Origin of the sequence: Gynuella sunshinyii YC6258, assembly GCF_000940805.1 — a bacterium.
GTDB lineage: Bacteria > Pseudomonadota > Gammaproteobacteria > Pseudomonadales > Natronospirillaceae > Gynuella > Gynuella sunshinyii.
This window is the reverse complement of sequence record NZ_CP007142.1, coordinates 4,315,903-4,335,275: the sequence shown is the minus strand read 5'-3', so window position 1 is coordinate 4,335,275 and position 19,373 is coordinate 4,315,903. Positions and strand designations below refer to the sequence as shown.

General features: G+C 49.0%; 14 protein-coding genes. 8 read left to right on the top strand and 6 right to left on the bottom strand.

The genetic code is table 11. From position 1 onward, the window contains the following. The first annotated feature begins 187 nt into the window (after positions 1-187). A complete protein-coding gene (locus YC6258_RS17995) occupies positions 188-1,060 on the top strand; it encodes a HEPN domain-containing protein (protein ID WP_044618158.1) in 873 nt (290 codons plus the stop codon). A 68-nt stretch (positions 1,061-1,128) separates the two neighbouring features. On the opposite strand, the gene YC6258_RS17990 is transcribed toward YC6258_RS17995, so the two are convergent. The 4 genes from YC6258_RS17990 to YC6258_RS17975 all read right to left on the bottom strand — a co-directional run bounded on the left by YC6258_RS17990 (position 1,129) and on the right by YC6258_RS17975 (position 6,964). After that, positions 1,129-2,589: a mannitol dehydrogenase family protein gene (locus tag YC6258_RS17990; RefSeq protein WP_044618157.1), complete on the bottom strand. Its 1,461-nt coding sequence runs from the start codon at positions 2,587-2,589 to the stop codon at positions 1,129-1,131. A 14-nt stretch (positions 2,590-2,603) separates the two neighbouring features. Further along, entirely contained in the window at positions 2,604-4,985 is a 2,382-nt protein-coding gene (locus tag YC6258_RS17985; RefSeq protein WP_044618156.1) for a glycoside hydrolase family 31 protein, read from the bottom strand. A 147-nt stretch (positions 4,986-5,132) separates the two neighbouring features. Continuing rightward, complete coding sequence (locus YC6258_RS17980; protein ID WP_044618155.1) at positions 5,133-6,437, bottom strand: TRAP transporter large permease; 1,305 nt, start codon at positions 6,435-6,437, stop codon at positions 5,133-5,135. Positions 6,438-6,448: 11 nt separating this feature from the next. Further along, positions 6,449-6,964 carry a TRAP transporter small permease gene (locus tag YC6258_RS17975; RefSeq protein WP_044618154.1) on the bottom strand — a complete coding sequence of 172 codons (516 nt, stop codon included), beginning with the start codon at positions 6,962-6,964 and terminating at the stop codon, positions 6,449-6,451. Between the two features lie 294 nt (positions 6,965-7,258). Between YC6258_RS17975 and YC6258_RS17970 the strand changes: the two genes are divergently transcribed. The 4 genes from YC6258_RS17970 (at position 7,259) to YC6258_RS17955 (ending at position 11,720) form a co-directional block, all read left to right on the top strand. Continuing rightward, on the top strand, positions 7,259-8,245 hold the full coding sequence (locus YC6258_RS17970) for a TRAP transporter substrate-binding protein (protein ID WP_044618153.1): 987 nt from the start codon (positions 7,259-7,261) through the stop codon (positions 8,243-8,245). A gap of 158 nt (positions 8,246-8,403) precedes the next feature. After that, a complete protein-coding gene (locus tag YC6258_RS17965; protein ID WP_044618152.1) occupies positions 8,404-9,153 on the top strand; it encodes an FCD domain-containing protein in 750 nt (249 codons plus the stop codon). A 31-nt stretch (positions 9,154-9,184) separates the two neighbouring features. Further along, the gene (uxuA, locus tag YC6258_RS17960; RefSeq protein ID WP_044618151.1) at positions 9,185-10,366 is read left to right on the top strand and encodes a mannonate dehydratase; all 1,182 of its coding nucleotides are present in this window, start codon (positions 9,185-9,187) and stop codon (positions 10,364-10,366) included. A 298-nt stretch (positions 10,367-10,664) separates the two neighbouring features. Continuing rightward, entirely contained in the window at positions 10,665-11,720 is a 1,056-nt protein-coding gene (locus tag YC6258_RS17955) for an NAD(P)-dependent alcohol dehydrogenase (protein WP_044618150.1), read from the top strand. Between the two features lie 75 nt (positions 11,721-11,795). Here the strand turns inward: YC6258_RS17955 and YC6258_RS17950 are convergent, their stop codons facing one another. Further along, positions 11,796-13,289: a pectate lyase family protein gene (locus YC6258_RS17950; protein WP_082070787.1), complete on the bottom strand. Its 1,494-nt coding sequence runs from the start codon at positions 13,287-13,289 to the stop codon at positions 11,796-11,798. A gap of 815 nt (positions 13,290-14,104) precedes the next feature. On the opposite strand from YC6258_RS17950, the gene YC6258_RS17945 reads away from it, so the two are divergent. Further along, complete coding sequence (locus tag YC6258_RS17945; RefSeq protein WP_044618149.1) at positions 14,105-15,334, top strand: MDR family MFS transporter; 1,230 nt, start codon at positions 14,105-14,107, stop codon at positions 15,332-15,334. A 72-nt stretch (positions 15,335-15,406) separates the two neighbouring features. Here YC6258_RS17945 and YC6258_RS17940 read toward each other — a convergent pair whose 3' ends face one another. Then, on the bottom strand, positions 15,407-16,423 hold the full coding sequence (locus YC6258_RS17940) for a 1-aminocyclopropane-1-carboxylate deaminase (protein ID WP_044618148.1): 1,017 nt from the start codon (positions 16,421-16,423) through the stop codon (positions 15,407-15,409). 181 nt (positions 16,424-16,604) lie between these two features. Between YC6258_RS17940 and YC6258_RS17935 the strand changes: the two genes are divergently transcribed. After that, complete coding sequence (locus YC6258_RS17935) at positions 16,605-17,069, top strand: winged helix-turn-helix transcriptional regulator (protein ID WP_044618147.1); 465 nt, start codon at positions 16,605-16,607, stop codon at positions 17,067-17,069. Between the two features lie 133 nt (positions 17,070-17,202). Beyond that, complete coding sequence (gene nrdD, locus YC6258_RS17930; protein ID WP_245626956.1) at positions 17,203-19,371, top strand: anaerobic ribonucleoside-triphosphate reductase; 2,169 nt, start codon at positions 17,203-17,205, stop codon at positions 19,369-19,371. The last annotated feature ends 2 nt before the right edge of the window (positions 19,372-19,373 follow it).

Genomic DNA, 19,373 nt, shown 5'->3' with positions numbered 1-19,373 from the left:
GGCGGCTCATGAGTTTGCCAAAGCGATTTTATGGATTTCAGATCTGCAGCCCACTAGAGCGTTGCGATAATCGGTAATATCTCCAGAAGTGTCAATTTGATGTACTGAAATAGCCAAAAAACGATCAAAAAACAACCAAGCTCATCTCTGTTTACCCCACTCAAAGGGCTGTAGTAGCATAGCCACCATGAAAACATCTCTTGATCATCTCCCAGAGCGGAAACAGCAGGATATTCAGACCATTGCGACGGTGTTACGCGATGCGCTGGATGCATTCCAGCAGAATAAGACCGGTAGCAAGTTGAATTACCGGATTCTGAAGATCATTTTGTTTGGCAGCTATGCCAAGGGCAGCTGGGTGAATGATCCCGTCAATGGTTATGTGAGTGACTACGATATTCTGGTGGTTGTGAATCAGCCGGCGATGGTGGAAGCCTACGAACTGTGGCAGGCTGCGGAGGATCAGATTCGACGTCGGGTGTCTGAGCCGCTGGGGCTGATCGTGCATACGTTGACGGAGGTGAATAATGCGCTGGTAAAAGGGCATTATTTTTTCCGCGATATCCGCGAGCAGGGGATAGAGGTCTACAGCGCCGATCACCGCGAGCTGGCGATGCCCGGGAATTTGTCGAAACAGGAGCAGCAGGAAATCGCCCGTCGGTATTTTGATCAGTGGTTTGAGAATGCGGATCACTTTTTTACATTTGTTCAAGATGCACTGAAGCGGCAATGGCTGAATGAAGCGGCATTTCAATTACATCAGGCCGCCGAACGTTTTTTCTCCTGTACCTTGCTGGTCTGCACCAATTACCTTCCGAAGACCCATAACCTCGCGCATCAGCGTTCGTTGTGTGCACAGCATCATCCTGAGTTTGGCGTTTTGTTTCCGGCAGATAACAAGTTCCATCGTCGCAGTTTTCAGCGGCTAAAACGTGCCTATGTCGATGCCCGTTATTCTGAACATTATGAAATCACGCTGGAGGAATTGAACTGGTTGGTGGAAGAGGTTGAAAAGTTGAAGAATCTGACCGATCGGGTGTGTCAGGCGTTGTTGAGCTGACAGAATATATGATGGAATGAAGCCTGGTAACCACTCTCTGTGGTACCAGGCTTTTTTGTGGAAGAGGCTTACAAGGCTGCCACGGTTTTGCGTGCGCCTTGTTGCAGCAGCTGCTGGTAATAAGCGGTGACGCGTGTTAGAACTTCCGGGTGTTGACCAATATCAGCGGCAAAGATCGATTCGATGGCCAGCAGATGTTTGACGATGTCCGCAGCGTCCTGGTGACTGGTAATGATCTGTTGCAGTTCCTGTGCTCTGGGGTCTTTAACGTCAATGGCCCGGCCCTGGTCGTCTTGTCCGCCCACATATTTGATCCAGCCGGCGATGCCTAACGCGAGCAATGAAAAGTCGCTGCCTTGGTTAAGATGGTAACGCAGGCTGCCACCAAACCGTTGCGGGATTTTCTGACTGCCATCCATGGCAATTTGCCATGTACGGTGTTTCAGGCTGGGATTGGAAAAACGTTCAATCAAACTGTTCGCATATTGATTGAGATCTGTTCCTGCCGGCATGGTTAAGGAAGGGGCCTGGGTTTCCAGCATCAGTTTCAAAGCGGTCTGTTTGAAATGCGGATCCGCCATGGTATCCGAAATGTGCTCGTAACCGGCCAGATGGCCAAGATAGGCCAAAAACGAGTGCGCGCCGTTGAGCATCCTCAGTTTCATTTCTTCATACGGCACCACGTCATCGACGAATTCGGCACCGGCCAGATTCCAGTCCGGTCTGCCAGCAACAAAGTTATCTTCAATCACCCATTGGCGAAAGGGTTCGCAGGCGATGCCACAGGGATCGGATGCACCAATCACCTCGGCGATCTCATCCAGAGTATCGGCTGTGGCCGCTGGTACGATGCGGTCGACCATGGTGCAGGGAAAACTGACGTGGGTGGATATCCAGTTGCCCAGTTCCGGATCGATCAGATTGGCAAACTGCAGTATGGCCTGACGGGCCGTTTTGCCGTTTTCCTGCATGTTGTCGCAGGAGAGTACAGTAAACGGCGGTAATTGCGCGGCTTTTCTGAGTCGCAGGGCTTCCACAATGACGGCGATGGCAGATTGCGGTGCCGAAGGGGTTTTCAGGTCCTGGGCGATCATCGGGTTGGCAGTATCGAGTTTGCCGGACGCATCGACACAATAGCCTTTTTCGGTGATGGTCATGGAGGCGATGGCGATCTGGGGTTCAGCCAGTTTGGCCAGCAATGCGTCCATACCATCGCTCAGCACATGTATGGATTCGGTGACGACGCCCACGATTTTGGCATCGCTGCCGTGGGTACCTTTTTCGAGTACGCTGTACAGATGATCCTGTGCCCGCAGGGATTTAATCAATTCGCCATTACCCATCAGGCTGACTTCACAGATTCCCCAGTCGCTGCCGGACAAGTTAGCGACATCATCGGTGTAGAGTGCCTGGTGGGCGCGATGAAAGGCACCAAAGCCGAAGTGAACAATTTTGGTGGTCAGTCGGTTTCGGTCATAGCCTGGTGTTTTGACCTGTTGATTCAGTGTTGCGGTGGCAATGTTATTCATCGTTAACGGGCTCCTTACAGGCTGGCGAGATCCAGGCGGTCGCCGGACACATAGGTTTTTTGATTGATGATCAGCCGGCGCGTTTCAGATTCAGGCAGTTGCAACTGCAGGCTGGTGTAGGCGGGCTGGAACTGACCCGTGCGTTGTATCTGCAGGTTGATGTCTTGACCCGTGCAGGTCATCTGAATGGCCAGGTGCAGGTATTGTTCCTGTTGATAGCCGTAGGATTCGCCATCGTCATCGAACAGGTCGGTTTGGGTATGACCGCTTCCCATGAGCGGGAATATGGCCAATTGCCGTTCATTGTCCTGATCTTTGTTGACCGCAGCGGTACGGCTGCTGGTTGGAATGACCGCTCCGGCTCTGACCAGTAACGGGAGTTTTTCCAGTGGTGCGGCCAGGGTGATGGTCTGGCCACCGCAGAACCATTGCTGGTCATAAAAGTCATACCAGCCGGTTCCATTGGCCGGCAGATAGACCTGCCGTTGCCGCTGTCCGGGTTCCACGACCGAGGCCACCAACAGATCCTGACCCAACAGGTAATCGTCACATTCACGGAATGTCTGCGGGTCGGACTCATGATCCAGGAACGTCGGACGCAGCATGGGTTCGTGCTGAGAATGAGCCTGCCAGAGTGCGTTGTAAAGGTAGGGTAGTAACTGATATCTGAGGTCAATCGCCTGACGAATGGCTGGAGTGACTTCCGGATACATCCAGGGTTCATTAACGGAACCATCATCATTCCAGGAGTGAATGGTAAAGCGTGGATGCATGACGCCATTCTGTACCCAACGCAAAAACAGTTCCGGATCGGGTTTGCCGCCGGCAAAGCCGCCAACATCATGGCCGATGTTATACAGGCCGGACAAACTCATCCCCAAGCCCATTTTGATGTTGTAGCGGAGGCTTTCCCAGTTGGTACGGTTGTCACCACTCCAGGTTTGCACGTAGCGGTTCATACCTGGGCAGCCGGAACGGGAAATCAGGTAAGGTCGGAGAGCCGGTGCGTGTTGTTTCTGGGCTTCATAAGAGGCTTTCATCATCAGCAGTGAGTGCAGTGGCCGTATCAGGCTGATGGGAATTTCGCGACCAAAGCCGGCGCAGCGGGCGTTACGATCCCAGATTTCATATTCGTTGTTGTCGTTCCAGGTCGCATCGATGCCTTTATCCAGCAGTTGCTGTTTAACATTATTTTGCCACCAGGCAATGGTGTCAGGATTGGTGAAGTCCAGGTGAGATCCATCGGCATCCCAGAATACCGAAATTTCCGGTTCATCTGCCTCCGAATCGCGGATAAACAAGCCTTGTGCACGGGCTTCTTCATAACGTGGATGATCGTGCAACAGACAGGGTTTTATATTCGCAGCCAGTTTGACTCCATGCTGGTGAAAATACTCTGACATGGCTTCCGGTGACGGAACTTTGTCGTGGTTCCAGTTGAACACGTAACGCTTGTTTCCGATGGAGGTATAGCCGGAGGACAACTGGAAAGAATCGCAGGGAATGGCCTGTTCGGCACACTGATCCACAAACCCTTGTAGCAGCTCCTGAGAGTTGGGGGCATCGGTATATTGCATGGTGGAACCGCTGTAACCCAGGCTCCATTTAGGACCAAAAATAGTGCCACCAGTCAGTTGTACAAACGCTTTGGTGATATCCAGCACTTTGCTGCCGTACATGAAATACAGGTCCATATCGCCATCTTCGGCACGGTAACTGCGATATTTTATGTGATAGTTATCCAGCTCATTACCCAGGTCGAACCAACTGCTCGCCAGGTTGTCGTAGAACAAGCCATAGCTGGCGGTTTCGCGACGGGTGATGTAGAAGGGAATATGTTTGTAGAGCGGATCTGTTTTGCTGGCATCGTAACCCATGGCGTCCAGGTTGCGCATTTCAAAGCGTCGGCCGGCGCGGTTGAGATCTCCGGTTTTTTCACCTAAACCGTAGTAGAACTCATCGTCATGACGATGCATAAAATGGGCGACCCCGGTGCCTTGGGGGGAGATCTGGAATGCTCCGGTTTTGCGGTCCTGGGCGAAAGACTGCCATTGGCCGTCAACCTGTTGCTGCCATTCCATCCATAAGGGATTGTGAATGACCAGGCGCAGAGTTTCGGTGGCAATGGCAATCTGCTGTTCACTGCTTTCGACGGTGAAGCCGGGCAGGGTGAAGCCTTCCAGAGAGTCTCTGTTTCTGCCCTGCCATTCAGTGTCGTTGTTGTCCGGGCATACGGTCCAGGTACGATCCAGCCGGAACTGGTCGTGGCGTTTGATGACGATTCGGAACAGATTTTGTTCCAGCACGTAGATCAGCAGGGTGTGTTTGCCGTCAAACCTGAGGCTAACCTGGTGTTGATCTTTTGATTCCAATACCCAGTGTTTCAGCGTTTTCATAGGTTCTGTTCCTTTATGTCTGGCGCTTGTCTGGCCAGTCATCGTGTATGTGTGGCTATGATTCAATAGCCGGTCATCGCGGGAAACGGTGACCGGCTGGTCATACCCATATGTCCGGGCATGATGATGACGTTCAGTGCCGCGTGGTTATTGGTAACCCAAAAATACCCGAGGCAGGATCAGGGTGATTTCCGGCAAATAGGTTACCAACATCAGTGCCAGAACCAGCACAGCATAAAATGGCAATAATGGTTTGATCACTTTATCGATTTTGACATTGCCGACTGAGCAACCTACGAATAACGCACTGCCAACCGGTGGCGTACAGATGCCGATGCAGAGGTTAAAAGTCATCATGATACCGAAATGCACCGGGTCCATACCCAGATCCATGGCGATAGGGAGAAATATTGGAGTGAAGATCAGCAATGCCGGAGTCATATCCATGAACACGCCAATGACCAGCAAAATAACGTTAATCAATAACAGTATGACGATGGGGTTGTCTGAGATCGCCAGCAGGGCATCACTGATCATATACGGAATATCCGCATTGGCCATGGCCCATGACATGCCCATGGAGGCGCCGATCAGTAACAACACGATGGAGGTGGTCATAACGGATTCAAGGATGATCTTTGGTAGCTGGGAAACTTTCACTTCGCGATAAAACACAACTGCCAGTAACAGTGTGTAGATAACGGCGATGGCTGATGCTTCGGTTGCGGTAAAAATCCCACCGATGATGCCACCAATGATGACGATAATAAGACCAAGACTCGGAATGGCCTGTAGAGTTTTCTTGAGAACTTCCTGAAAAGTCGGTTTGGGCGAAACTGGGTAATTGTGTTTGCGTGCCAAGATACCCGCCACAATCATCAGGCTGACGCCCATAATGATGCCCGGAATATATCCGCCTAAGAACAACGCGCCAATGGATGTTCCGCCAGAAATTAAGGAGTAAACAATGAAGGTGTTGCTGGGTGGAATCAGCAGGCCTGTTGGACATGACGTAATGTTCACGGCGGCAGAGTAGGCAGGGTCATAACCTTCTTTGCGTTGCAGCGGGGCCATGGTACCGCCAACCGCAGCCGCAGAGGCCACGGCGGAACCGGAAATGGACCCGAACATCATGTTGGCGAGGATGTTTACGTGTGCCAGAGAGCCAGGCAGGCGTCCACCAAGCACTTTGGCAAACTCGATGAGCCGCATGGCAATGCCACCCTGGTTCATTATGTTGCCGGCGAGGATGAAAAATGGAATGGCCAGTAATGAAAAACTGTCCAGTCCGGAAGCCATTTTTTGCGAGATAACCGATATGGCGGCATCAAACGGCAGTGCTAACAGGATGGTTAATAACGAAGACACACCTATTGCAAATGAAATAGGTACGCCCAGTCCGAGAAAGATAAAAAAGGTACCAAAGAGTACGACAAATACCAGCCATTCCACGTGAGTATTCCTTATATTTGTTCTTCAGATGAATGAGAAGCCGGGCTCTTCAGTGTGTTAAGACACTGAATGAAATCCTGGAACAGGTAAATCAGCATAAAAATGCCGCTGAGAGGAATGGCGGAATAGATCCATCCCATTTCCACACCCAGTGCCGGAGACACCTGACCAGTGGAGAGCACCTGCATGACCAGTTTGCCGCCACCATAAGTCATGATGACTGTAACAAAGAACAGGCTGACCAGATTGATGATCAGGCGGAGTACATTTTCTTTGCTTGGACTGTTTTCCAGTTTCTGGGCCAGCAGATCAATGGCGAGATGCTTTTTCTGGCCCAGAGTGTAAGCCGCACCCATCAGACCAACCCAGATAAACAGAAAGCGGGCAATTTCATCTGTATATGTGCTGGGACTGCTCAGAACATAACGGGAAAATACCTGCCAGACGACGCATGCAACCAATACGCTGCACAGGCTGACACAGAAGGTAGACAGTACCTTGTTCAATAACCTGATGATTTTATTCATATTTTTTCCAGGCGGCTGAGAATTGTTGTTTATTGTTAGGCACAGTGAAACGTGCCAGGTTCACTATTTTTAAGAGGTTAACCAATTGATCCTAAATTACCAACCAAAATTTTGGTTTTCATTCGTTACAGCAGCGACTATCATGATATTGGTCAACCAAAACTGAAATATTGGTTGAACTATGCACACATTTAGTGAACTCTGATACGGAAGGCGCTTGCAAGCCATGAAACTGGTTGCCAGTCAGTCTCGGTTATCAATCCAATAATCTAATAAATACAAGATGGAGTTCTTATGCAATTCAATCGCAAGACAGTTCAGGCAGTGGTCACGGGCATTGTGTTCGCAGCGGCTTCCAGCCTGGCATCAGCAGCAACCATCCTGAAGTTGAGTCATAACCAGGATCAAAAACACCCTGTGCATCTGTCCATGAAATACATGGCAGAGAAAGTGAAAGAATATACCAACGGAGAAGTACGGGTTCGTATCTATCCTAACAGTCAGCTCGGTACTCAGAGAGAGTCGATGGAGCTGCTGCAGAGCGGTGCTCTGGATATTGCCAAAACCAATGCCAGTGAGCTGGAATCATTTGAACCTGCCTACGGTGCCTTCAATATTCCTTATATTTTTCATGATAGTGACCACTTTTATCGCGCTTTGACCGGAAAAGTGGGTGATGACATTTTGAATGCCTCTGCTGGCAAAGGTTTTATCGGTTTGACATATTATGATGGCGGTTCACGGAATTTTTACGCCCAGAAACCCATCAAATCGCCAGCAGATCTGGTGGGTATGAAGATTCGTGTTCAACCAAGCCCTACAGCGGTAGAAATGATCAAGCTGATGGGGGGATCACCTACTCCTCTGGCCTACGGCGAATTGTATACTGCGCTGCAGCAGGGCGTTGTCGATGGTGCAGAAAATAACCCAACTGCATTGACCAATTCCCGCCATGGTGAAGTTGCCAAGTTTTACAGTCTTGATGAACATACCATGATCCCCGATGTACTGGTGATCGGCGAGAAAAGCTGGAGCAAATTAACGCCGGAACAGCAAGTAGCGGTGAAAAAAGCAGCCAAGGAATCCATGCTGTATCACAAAGAGCTATGGGCCAAAATGATTAACGAGGCTGTTGATCAGGCGAAGTCTTCAATGGGTGTTACATTTGTCGATGTGGAAAAACAACCCTTTATCGATGCAGTGAAACCGATGCACGACGCTGCGCTGAAAAATCCTGAAATCGCTGAGTATGTAAAAGAGATTGATGCGTTGGCTAACTGAGAATGAGCCATGTATCGGACAGAAAGCCAAACGGCTTTCTGTCCGAAACGCAGGAGTTGCTTGTCTGCATGGTTATGTAGAGAACAGATGTATCCGATTGACCAATTAATTGAGCAAGATACTATTGCTTATAGTTTGTAAATGTAGGTACTGGACGGATGAACCTGGAAATCGTGACAACTAAGAGACTGTATCAGGAAATAGGCATAAAGCTGCAAAACCGTATGTCATCCGGACAATATAAAGTTGGTGACCGGTTGCCACCTGAGCGCGATATTGCCGAAGAACTGGGAGTGAGTCGTTCAGTTGTGCGTGAGGCGATTATCATGTTGGAGCTTCAGGGGTTTGTTGAAGTTCTCAAAGGTTCTGGTGTGTATATTCTGCAGTTGCCTGGCGAAACCAGCGCCGAGAAAGAAGACAGTACTGAACAGAAGTCCAGTGATGTTGGTCCGTTTGAGTTGTTACAGGCCAGGCAGGTGATTGAAAGTCAGATTGCCAGTTTTGCGGCCAATAATGTTACCAAAAATGATATTTTCCGTCTCAGGCATTCTCTGGATGAAGAGCGAAAAAGCCTGGAAACCGGAAAGTCTGATTACGATGGTGACCGTAGTTTTCATTTTATTATTGCTGAGGCCTCACAGAATAGTGTGCTCAGCGATATGATCAAGGAGCTCTGGCGACGTCGGGAACAGAGCCCCATGTGGCAGCAGTTGCATACCCGGATTACCAATCATGCGTATCGGTATAAATGGCTGGATGATCACGAGAAAATTCTGCTGGCCTTACAAAAATGCAGCCCCGATGGTGCCAGAGAGGCAATGTGGCAGCATATTGAGAATGTCAAACAAACTTTGTTTGAATTATCAGATGTGGATGATCCGGAATTCGATGGCTTTTTATTCAGATAACTTTTTTATGTTTTTTAGTAAGGGCTAGACAATGGAACAAACCTGGCGTTGGTACGGACCTGATGATCCCGTATCGCTTGATGACATCAAACAGGCCGGAGCAACCGGTATTGTGACGGCTTTGCACCATATTCCCAACGGAGAGGTGTGGAGTATCGAAGAAATTCAGGCCCGCAAAGCGATACTTGAGGCCAAAGGTTTCCGCTGGTCAGTCGTGGAGAGTGTTCCTGTTCACGAAGAAATCAAAACCCGTAGCGGACAGTATTCGCTATGGATTAAAAATTATCAGCAAACACTGATTAATCTGGCCAGTTGCGGCATTGATACGGTGTGCTACAACTTTATGCCCGTTCTCGATTGGACCCGGACAGATCTCGAATATGAGCTGCCCGATGGTTCAAGAGCGTTGCGCTTTGATCAGATTGAGTTTGCTGCATTTGAGCTGTTTCTTCTGAAACGACCTGGAGCGGAATCGGAATATTCAGAATCTGAGCAGCAGCAGGCCAAGGCTAAATATGAGTCTATGACTGAAGAAGCCAGACAAAAACTGGTTTCCAATATTATTGCCGGCCTGCCAGGAGCAGAAGAAGGTTACACTCTGGATGAGTTTCAACAACGGCTTGATACCTACAAGGGCATTGATAAGGCAAAACTCCGTGAACATATGGTGTTATTTCTGCAGGAACTGATGCCGATCTGTGAAGAGCATGGTATCAGACTTGCTGTGCATCCGGATGATCCACCAAGACCGATTCTCGGATTGCCAAGGATTGTGTCCACGATTGAAGATATTGAAGCGCTGACTTCTGCAGTACCCAGCAGAATGAATGGAATCACCATGTGTACCGGATCCTATGGTGTCAGAGGTGACAACGATCTTGTTCATATGATTGAGACTTACGGCGAGCGTATTTATTTTACCCATTTGCGTTCTACTCAAAGAGAGGAAAACCCGTTAAGTTTTCACGAGGCGGCGCATTTGGAAGGCGATGTCGATATGTATAACGTGATCAACGCGCTGTTGAAGGAAGAGAAACGCCGTTCGGTTGAAAAAGATGGTCCGTTGATCCCCATGCGACCGGATCATGGCCATCAGATGATCGATGATTTGCGCAAAAAAACCAATCCAGGCTATTCATGTATCGGTCGTCTGAAAGGTCTGGCTGAGATACGGGGCCTTGAACTGGCGTTACGCCGGACGTTTTACGAATAACACTCTCTCAGCGGTTTGACCGGCAGGCAAACACTCCAGCCTGCTGGTTACCGCGTTGCTTGCGATGAACTCTCCTGCCGGAATCCTGTTCCGGCTTTTCTATGGCTCCTGATCCCGCTTGTAAGAAAACGCCGGATATTCTGGTTCTCCTGATGTAAGACTGCTCATCGGATATGTAATAGCCTCGAATCTTTACTGAAAACAATCACTTTCCAAAGATTGATATTCTGATATTCACATCAAGTAGTCGTAAGCTTTGTCGTTGTTATAACTGTTTTAATCAGACCAGGAGAAATATATGAGTATCGTAAAAGCATTTGGCGCGGTTTCGCCGACTTCTGGAGTTGCGGCAATGAAGATCGAGCGCAGAAAGCTGCGCGAAAATGATGTTGCTATCGAAATTGACTATTGTGGCGTTTGTCATAGCGATCTTCATTATGTAGAGAATGATTGGGGGATTACTCGCTATCCGATCGTGCCGGGACATGAAATCATCGGCCATGTGACGGCTGTGGGCAATTCGGTGACCCGCTACAAACCTGGTGATATTGTCGGAGTCGGCTGCCTGGTAGATTCATGCAAGGAATGCAGTGCCTGTGATCATGGTTTGGAGCAGTATTGTGAGAACGGTATGGTAGGGACTTATGGTGGTGTCGACCGTATTGATCATACCCCAACTTATGGTGGCTACTCAGAAAATATTGTTGTCAGGGAAGAGTTCGTTTTAAGTATTCCTGAGACGCTGGACCGCGCATCGGCTGCGCCATTGTTGTGTGCTGGTATTACGACTTATTCGCCATTACGTCATGTGGGTGTGAAAGCCGGGGATAAAGTCGGTGTGATCGGCATGGGTGGACTGGGTCATATGGGCGTTAAGTTTGCCAAAGCCTTGGGGGCAGAAGTCACTTTGTTTACCCGCTCCAAAACCAAAGAGGCAGAGGCCAAAAAGCAAGGTGCTGATCATGTGGTTGTCTCAACGGATGCCGCGCAGATGAGCGCCGTAGCCAATACTTTTGATTATCTGTTGGATACTATTCCGGTCACCCATGACTTCAATCCTTATCTCAAATGTCTGAAGTATGATGGCAAGCATATGGTCGTTGGTCAGCTGTCGCCATTGGAACCAGCACTGGGTCTGGGAGCACTGGTAACCAAGCGTCGGTCACTGATGGGGTCGATGATCGGAGGGATTGCTGAAACTCAGGAGATGCTGGAATTCTGTGCCGAGCATAACATCCGGTGTGATGTGGAAATGCTGGACATCGAAAACATTAATCAGGCCTATGAGCGGATGAAAAAAGGTGATGTCAGATATCGATTCGTAATTGATATGAAGTCACTGAAGCAGGATTAATGCCTGGCTCGATGTATCAGGGACACACAACGATCAGTGTGTCCCTGGTTTTGATAACACTAATGGGCGATAACGTTACTGAGCGTTATAGGTTTCAAATTCAGCGACAGCCGGAGTACCGGAAGCGCTGGTGATATTGAAATCCAGTTTGGTCAGGCTGGTGGTACTGAACTTGATCGTGCCAGCGCCATTTCCTGATTTCAGTGTTGCGCCAGTGTCGTGGTTAACCAGAGTCCAGGAGCCGATACGACCCTGGAATCCGGAAGGCTCACGAATAACGACTGTGTTCACAGTTTTGCTGCCACTCCATTTGATTGAGATTCGCCCGGTGGTGCCATTTGGTGACCAATAAGTGCTGGTGTCGCCGTCACGCACATCACCGTAGCTGCCTGCACCTTTACTGGAGCCATCTGAGCCGGCACCGATCGACAGGTTGGTTCCCAGGTTATCGCCATTGCTTCCACCGTTATCACCACCATTGTCTCCACCGGATGTACTGCATGAACCGTTGGACTCTTTCAGGCCTTTGTTGGCACCTGCGGCGTTGGTTACGACATTTTTAACACAGTTGGCACCATCAAGACGGTAGCTGTAAGGAATAGTGACACTTGTTGTGGAAGATGGATTTGGACCTGCTGGGTGTTCGTCGGCTGTCTCGTTCCAGGTGACGTTCTCAAAGATATTTCCGCTCAAATCCCAGTATCCCATATCATTGGTATAGAATGTGCCGATCGGGTTGTTTACACCATTGAAGTGGTTATTTTCCGCCTTGATGGAACCACCGATGCGAGGGTTCATTGCTGATTTGGAAACATTGGTATAGTAGTTGTTATATGCGTGGGCTGTACCGTGTCTCAAAAGTGGCATACGGGAATCCACTTGGTCATACCAGTTATGGTGGAACGTTACGTAGGTGTTGTAGGCGTCGCTGTCACTGGAGCCTATCAGTCCACCCCGGCCTGATTTATAAAACTTGTTGTAGGAAACGGTGACATATTGAGTGGTGCTTTTCATGTCCAGCAGGGCATCGTAACCACTGCTTTCGCCACCGGAAGCCTCAAGGGTGTTATGGTCGATCCAGATGTTGTAAACGTTTTTTTCCATGCCGATGGCATCACCACCATTGGAAATTGGAGAGCCGGATTTCTTAACGTTTTTAACATTAATGTTCTGAATAATGATGTTGGAGGCTTCGCGAATGTGAATGCCAATCTGGTCGAATACCGCACCGCTTCCGGTTCCGATCAGAGAGATGTTTTTGACTTTTTTAAATTGAATAGAATCACTGGTGGTATCGCAATTACCGGATACTTTGCTGGTATTACCATGATTGATAGTGCCGCTGACATAAATGATCAGTGGAGTTTCAGTCGATGCCCGGTCACACATGGCCTGGTTGATTTGGGTGCCTGTTGAGGCATACACCACGTTGCCTCCCTTTCCGCCCGTGGTTCCTCCATTAAGTGTCGCATATCCCTCCAATGTTGCTGCGAAAACCGGGCTGGCTATCCCCAAAGTGCCTGCCAGGCCAAGTGTTGTGCTCAGAAAAGCTCGTTTTTTATTCAACATGAAGTGTTACCTGTCATTTGTCGTTCTTTTGTAGTATTTCCCCGATTTTCGATAAACGATCATTCGGGATGATTTTTGCGATACCTATAAAATGAATGCACGGCTAATTTATTGGTAGGCTAAAAACTGAAGTTTGTGGTTTGGTATACATTCTTTTAATTAGAGGTACTAAAAAGTAACGCTGTAATTAATTTATTATTATTCATGTTTTGTCCGCTGATGTTAGTGAAGAAGTTCGCATTTGTCTTGGTTTTTTTAAGATAAATAAAGAGTTTTTTTTGTTTCATTTTTTATAAAATTTACGTGTCTTCCTGTTTCACTTTGCCTTAGTCTTTAAAACATTTATATAAGAAAAAAAATTAATAATTAAAATCTATTTTGTTTTTATAAGGTTAACATGAAAACTTAATATTTTTTCGAAAGGATGCTTTGATGGCCGCTGTTTTATATGACATTTCAGGTCATGTTTTTTTAACGTACTGCTGTTTCTAATGAAATCATACAATACAACTCCGAGTTGTATTGTCGACCTTGTCGGTCTTTTATTGTGAAATAGGTTTTTTTGTGGCACATCTGACCGGTTTTTCCATTCTTAACAACCAGTGTTTGTTTTGGTGGCAGACAAGAGCAAGTGCTTCTGTGTCTGATCGCTGTCATCATCATCAGGCTTGAGCCTGGGTGGGATTTTTCTGTATTGCATGACTATGTATCATTCCGATACAGGTTCTTTTTCTAAAAAGCGCTTTTCTTTCTGTTTTGAATCAAGTAAAACACTTGGCCCTTCTTCTGACGCCTCCTAATGTATAAGGATATAGATGATGTTCAAGCTTATGGGCCGTTTTCCCGCAGTTGTCTGGGTTATCATATGCGGGACATTTCTATCCCGTTTCACGTATTTCATGATATGGCCGTTCTTGGCTGTGCTGTTGTATCGACAGTTTGGTATGAGTGAGGGACAGGTGGGTTTGATTCTGGGCCTGGGCTCTTTATCCGGCACCACCATCGGGCTGTGGATTGGTCATCTTTCTGATCGGATCGGTCGCAGTAAAATCATTCTGGCAGGATGTGGTCTGGGGGTCCTGGCGTTTTTGGCCATGGCGACGGCCGAGCACGTTTACAGCTATATCTTCGGCATTATGGCAACCGGGATTTCCCGCGCAATGCTTGAACCACCTGGTAAGGCGCTGATCAGTGATGCCATTGAAGATATTCCCGTTCGCGAACTGGCCTTCCATCTGCGTTATTACTTGTTGAATCTTGGAGCAGCAGCGGGACCGGTAGTGGGCCTTACGTTTGGGTTAGTGGGTCAGCAACAGACCTTCCTGTTAACCGCTGTGAGCTTCGTACTGTATATGGTGGGGTTGATGGTGGTCTTTAAGCGGCATAAGCCGGATACTCCGCAGCCTGCCAGATCTGCTACCGGTGGGCTGGCAGCGACAGTCTCTCTGTTGATGCAGGATCGGGCATTTTTGCTACTGGTTCTGGCCAATATTCTGGTGATGTTGTGTTATGCCCAGATCGATGCACCGTTGTTGCAATACCTGAGTCTGGCCGGTACCGACTATGCCGTTTCGCTGGTGACCTGGCTGGTGGTGGCCAATGCAGCGACCATTCTTTGCCTGCAGTTTCCACTCTTGAAACTGATGAGACTCTGGCCGTTGGATACCCGTATCAATGTCAGTCTGATGTTTTTTGCACTGGCGTTTATCATGTTTTTGTTGATTCCACCTGAAAGTGCCAGGTTATGGATAGTGGCGGTTGTGGTGTTGTCGGCAGGAGAGGTGGTGCTGTTTCCTACGTTGGGATTGAAGATAGACCGCCTGGCTCCCGCCCATCTGAAAGGCAGCTATTTTGGCGCTGCCGGGTTGTATGGCTACGGCTATGCCCTGGGGCCGGTTGTTGGCGGATTTTTGCTGCAGTATTTTGGTGGTCAGGTGTTGTGGGGAACGATGTTCCTACTGGTTTTACTGGCGCTCGTATTGGTTCATCGTTCCCGTAATGCCGCAAGGCCGGTGTTTGAAACCGAGCTGACAGTCTCGCAATGACTGCGTTCCGGTGATCAGCAACCGGCATGGGGAGTCGCAGGAATGCGAATACCCATGCTCATTCGTTCTCGTTTAACCGTTACGATAGAGATAGCTGTAACCATTGATGGCCGGTACGCCACCGAGATGGGCATAAAGTATCCTGGCACCTTTGGGAAAGTAACCTTTGTTGACCAGGTCGATCAGACCCTGCATGGATTTACCTTCATAGACCGGGTCCGTCATCATCCCTTCGAGTCTGGCCACCAACCGGATCGCGTCGTTGGTTTCTTCAGAGGGAACACCATAGGCAGGGTAGGCATAATCATCGAGGATGACGATGTCGTCTGCGGTCAGATCCTGTTCCAGTTCTACCAGTGCCGCAGTATTTCTGGCAATTCTCAATACCTGGGCATGGTTTTGTTCCGGTGTGCCGGAGGCATCGATACCGATCACATTCTTGGCCCGGCCATCGGCGGCAAAACCAACGACCATACCGGCCATGGTTGAACCCGTGACGGTACACACCACGACATAGTCAAATTTGATACCCAGCTCGGCTTCCTGCTGACGAACTTCCTCGGCAAAGGCAACATAACCCAGGCCTCCGTATTGATGTTCAGATGCGCCGGCGGGAATCGGGTAGGGGGTGCCTCCTTTGCGTTTGACATCTTCGAGAGCGTTTTCCCAACTTTCCCGTATGCCAATATCAAATCCTTCATCGATCAGCTCGACCTCCGCGCCCATGACCCGGCTCATCAGAATGTTACCGACCCGGTCATAAACGGCATCCTGAAACGGTACCCAGCTTTCCTGTACCAGACGGCATTTGAGTCCGAGTTTGGCGGCCACGGCTGCTACCTGTCGGGTGTGATTGGACTGTACCCCGCCAATAGTGACTAATGTGTCCGCGCCTGAGGCGAGAACATCCGGGATAATATATTCCAGCTTGCGAATTTTGTTGCCACCAAAAGCCAGACCGCTGTTGCAGTCTTCGCGCTTGGCATAGATGTCCACCTGGTTGCCAAGGTGAGCAGACAGACGACTGAGCTTTTCAATTGGAGTCGGACCAAACGTCAGAGGGTGGCGTGCAAATTTGTCCAGTTTCATGGTGAATCTCCCAAGAGGGTGAAATGTTGTTGGATAAATGTTGGTCGACCTGGTAACAGGCTACTGAAGATTGGCAGAAATGTGCTTTCTATTTTTGGGTATTTACTGATAGAGGGTTTCACTTATATTGTATTAGTGATCTATTCGCGCCATTAAACGCTTAAAAATGGAATAAAATTTCATGACTGAATCGCTGGATCGTATCGACCGCCAGCTGCTGCGATTACTGCAACGGGATGGTGGGTTGACGAATGCTGAACTCGCCAGAAAGGTGAACGTCAGTCCGGCCACTTGTTTTCGGCGCGTGGAACGCTTGCACAAGGGTGGTCATATTCGAGGCATTTATGCCGATATTAACCCTGACAGCGTTGACATGGGGGCATTGGTGATTGTCGGCGTGGTACTGGATCGTTCTACTCCGGAAAGCTTTGCCGAGTTCGAGGCCGCTATCGTTAAGCTCAACGTGATTATCGATTGTCAATTGGTGGCCGGTGAGTTCGATTATTTTCTACGCGCCCGAGTGAATGATATTGCCGATTTCAACCATATTCATGCCACCCAGCTGATCGCGCTACCGGGCGTCCGGCAAATTCGCACGTTTTTTGTGATGAAAGAAGTGATCGATCATGCTCCGCTCAGCTTCTGATCATGTAATGCAGGTCTGTTCAAAATATAATCAACATATAGTGTTTTGATTTGAGTCAACCACAATATAGTGTGGTTTGTGTATGGTGCTGCTCCTTTTCCATATACCCGAAATGACACAGGAGCCCTTGCCAATGACGACATTTACCACAAAGCAGCCTGACAGCTGTTGTTCAATGAGCGAAATGGAAGTGGTTAAGCGGGATGGCAGTGTAGTCGGGTTTAGCCAGGAGCGTATTTTCAGTGCGATCAATAAAGCGGCCAATGCCTGTGAAGAACCGAATCCGGCTTTTGCAGCTTCGGTGACTGCAGAAGTGATGACCCGTCTGCGGGGCAAGTCTCGTATCGACATCGATACCATCCAGAAAACCGTTGAAAATGTGTTGATGACCAGCGGTCGACCTGAAATCGCGCGTTGTTATATTGAATATCGTCATGACCGGGATGTGGCCCGGGAAAAACGCGGGCGTCTGTACACTGAAGTGCTTGGTCTGATCGAGCAGAGTAATGCCGATCTGTTGAATGAAAATGCCAATAAAGATGCCAAAGTCATTCCCACTCAGCGGGATCTGCTGGCGGGTATTACTGCCCGTGAATTTGCCAAACGCCATCTGTTGCCACTGGACGTGGTGGCGGCCCATGAACGTGGTGAAATTCACTACCATGATCTCGACTATGCGCCGTTTTTCCCCATGTTTAATTGCATGCTGGTGGATCTTGAGAACATGCTGAGTCACGGTTTTAAAATGGGCAATGCGGATATCGGTCCTCCAAAATCCATTGCTACGGCCGCAGCGGTCACGGCTCAGATCATCGCACAGGTGGCGTCTCATATTTATGGCGGTACGACTATCAATCGTATCGATGAGGTGTTGGCTCCCTATGTTCTGGTCAGCTATGAGAAGCATTTACATACTGGCCGGCAATGGCAGATTGCGCAGCCGGAAGACTATGCAATGGCGTTGACTGAAAAAGAATGTCACGACGCGTTTCAGGCACTGGAGTATGAGGTCAACACGCTGCATACCAGCAATGGTCAGACCCCGTTTGTGACGTTTGGGTTTGGGTTGGGGGAAAGCTGGCCGGCAAGAATGATCCAGAAGGCTATATTGAAAAATCGCATCGATGGACTGGGTGTCAACTGTAAGACCGCTATTTTCCCAAAACTGGTGTTTACCATCAAAGAAGGTCTCAATCGCAAACCTGAAGATCCCAATTACGATATCAAACAACTGGCGCTGGCCTGCGCGGCCAGACGGATGTACCCCGATATTCTGAATTACGATCAGGTGGTCAAAGTGACTGGTTCCTTCAAGGCCCCAATGGGGTGTCGGAGCTTTTTGTCGGCCTGGCGCAATGAGCAGGGTGAGCTGGTACATGAAGGACGCAACAATATGGGGGTGGTCAGCCTGAATCTGCCGCGCATCGCTATTGAAGCCCACGGTGATGAACAGCGTTTCTACCAGATCCTGGATCAGCGGCTGGCCATAGCGCGCAAAGCGCTGGACACACGCATTGAGCGTTTGAGTCAGGTGAAAGCCAAAGTAGCTCCCATTCTGTATATGCAGGGTGCGTGCGGCGTCAGATTGCAGGCTGAAGATTCGGTGGTCGATTTGTTCAAACAGGGACGGGCGTCCATCAGTCTGGGTTATATCGGTATTCACGAAACGATAAAAGCCCTCTATAGCGCAGAGAAGACTCTGTTTGATGAGCCAGCCTTACAACGGAAAGCCGTTGCCATCGTCAGGTATCTCAGTGATACGGTAAAGCAATGGCAACAGCAGACCGGGTATGGTTTCAGTCTCTACAGTACCCCGAGTGAAAATCTCTGCAGTCGTTTTGCGGGTCTCGATACCAAGCAGTTTGGTCTGATTGAGGGGGTCACCGATAAAGGTTATTACACCAATAGTTTTCATCTCGACGTGGCCCAGGCTGCCAATCCATTTGATAAGTTTGATTTTGAGCAGCCCTATGCACCGCTGGCTTCCGGTGGATTTATCAGTTATGCCGAGTATCCCTCCATGCTTCACAATCTAGAAGCGCTGGAACAGGTATGGGACTACAGTTATGACCGGTTGCCGTACATCGGCACTAATTTGCCGATTGATGAATGCTATGAGTGCGGTTTCCAGGGTGAGTTCAATTGCACCAGTAAAGGCTTTGCCTGTCCTGGCTGTGGCAATCACAATCCTGATACCGTGAGTGTCACGCGCCGGGTATGTGGTTATCTCGGCTCTCCTGATGCGCGGCCCTTTAATCATGGCAAGCAAATTGAAGTACAAAAACGGGTTAAACATTTATAAAC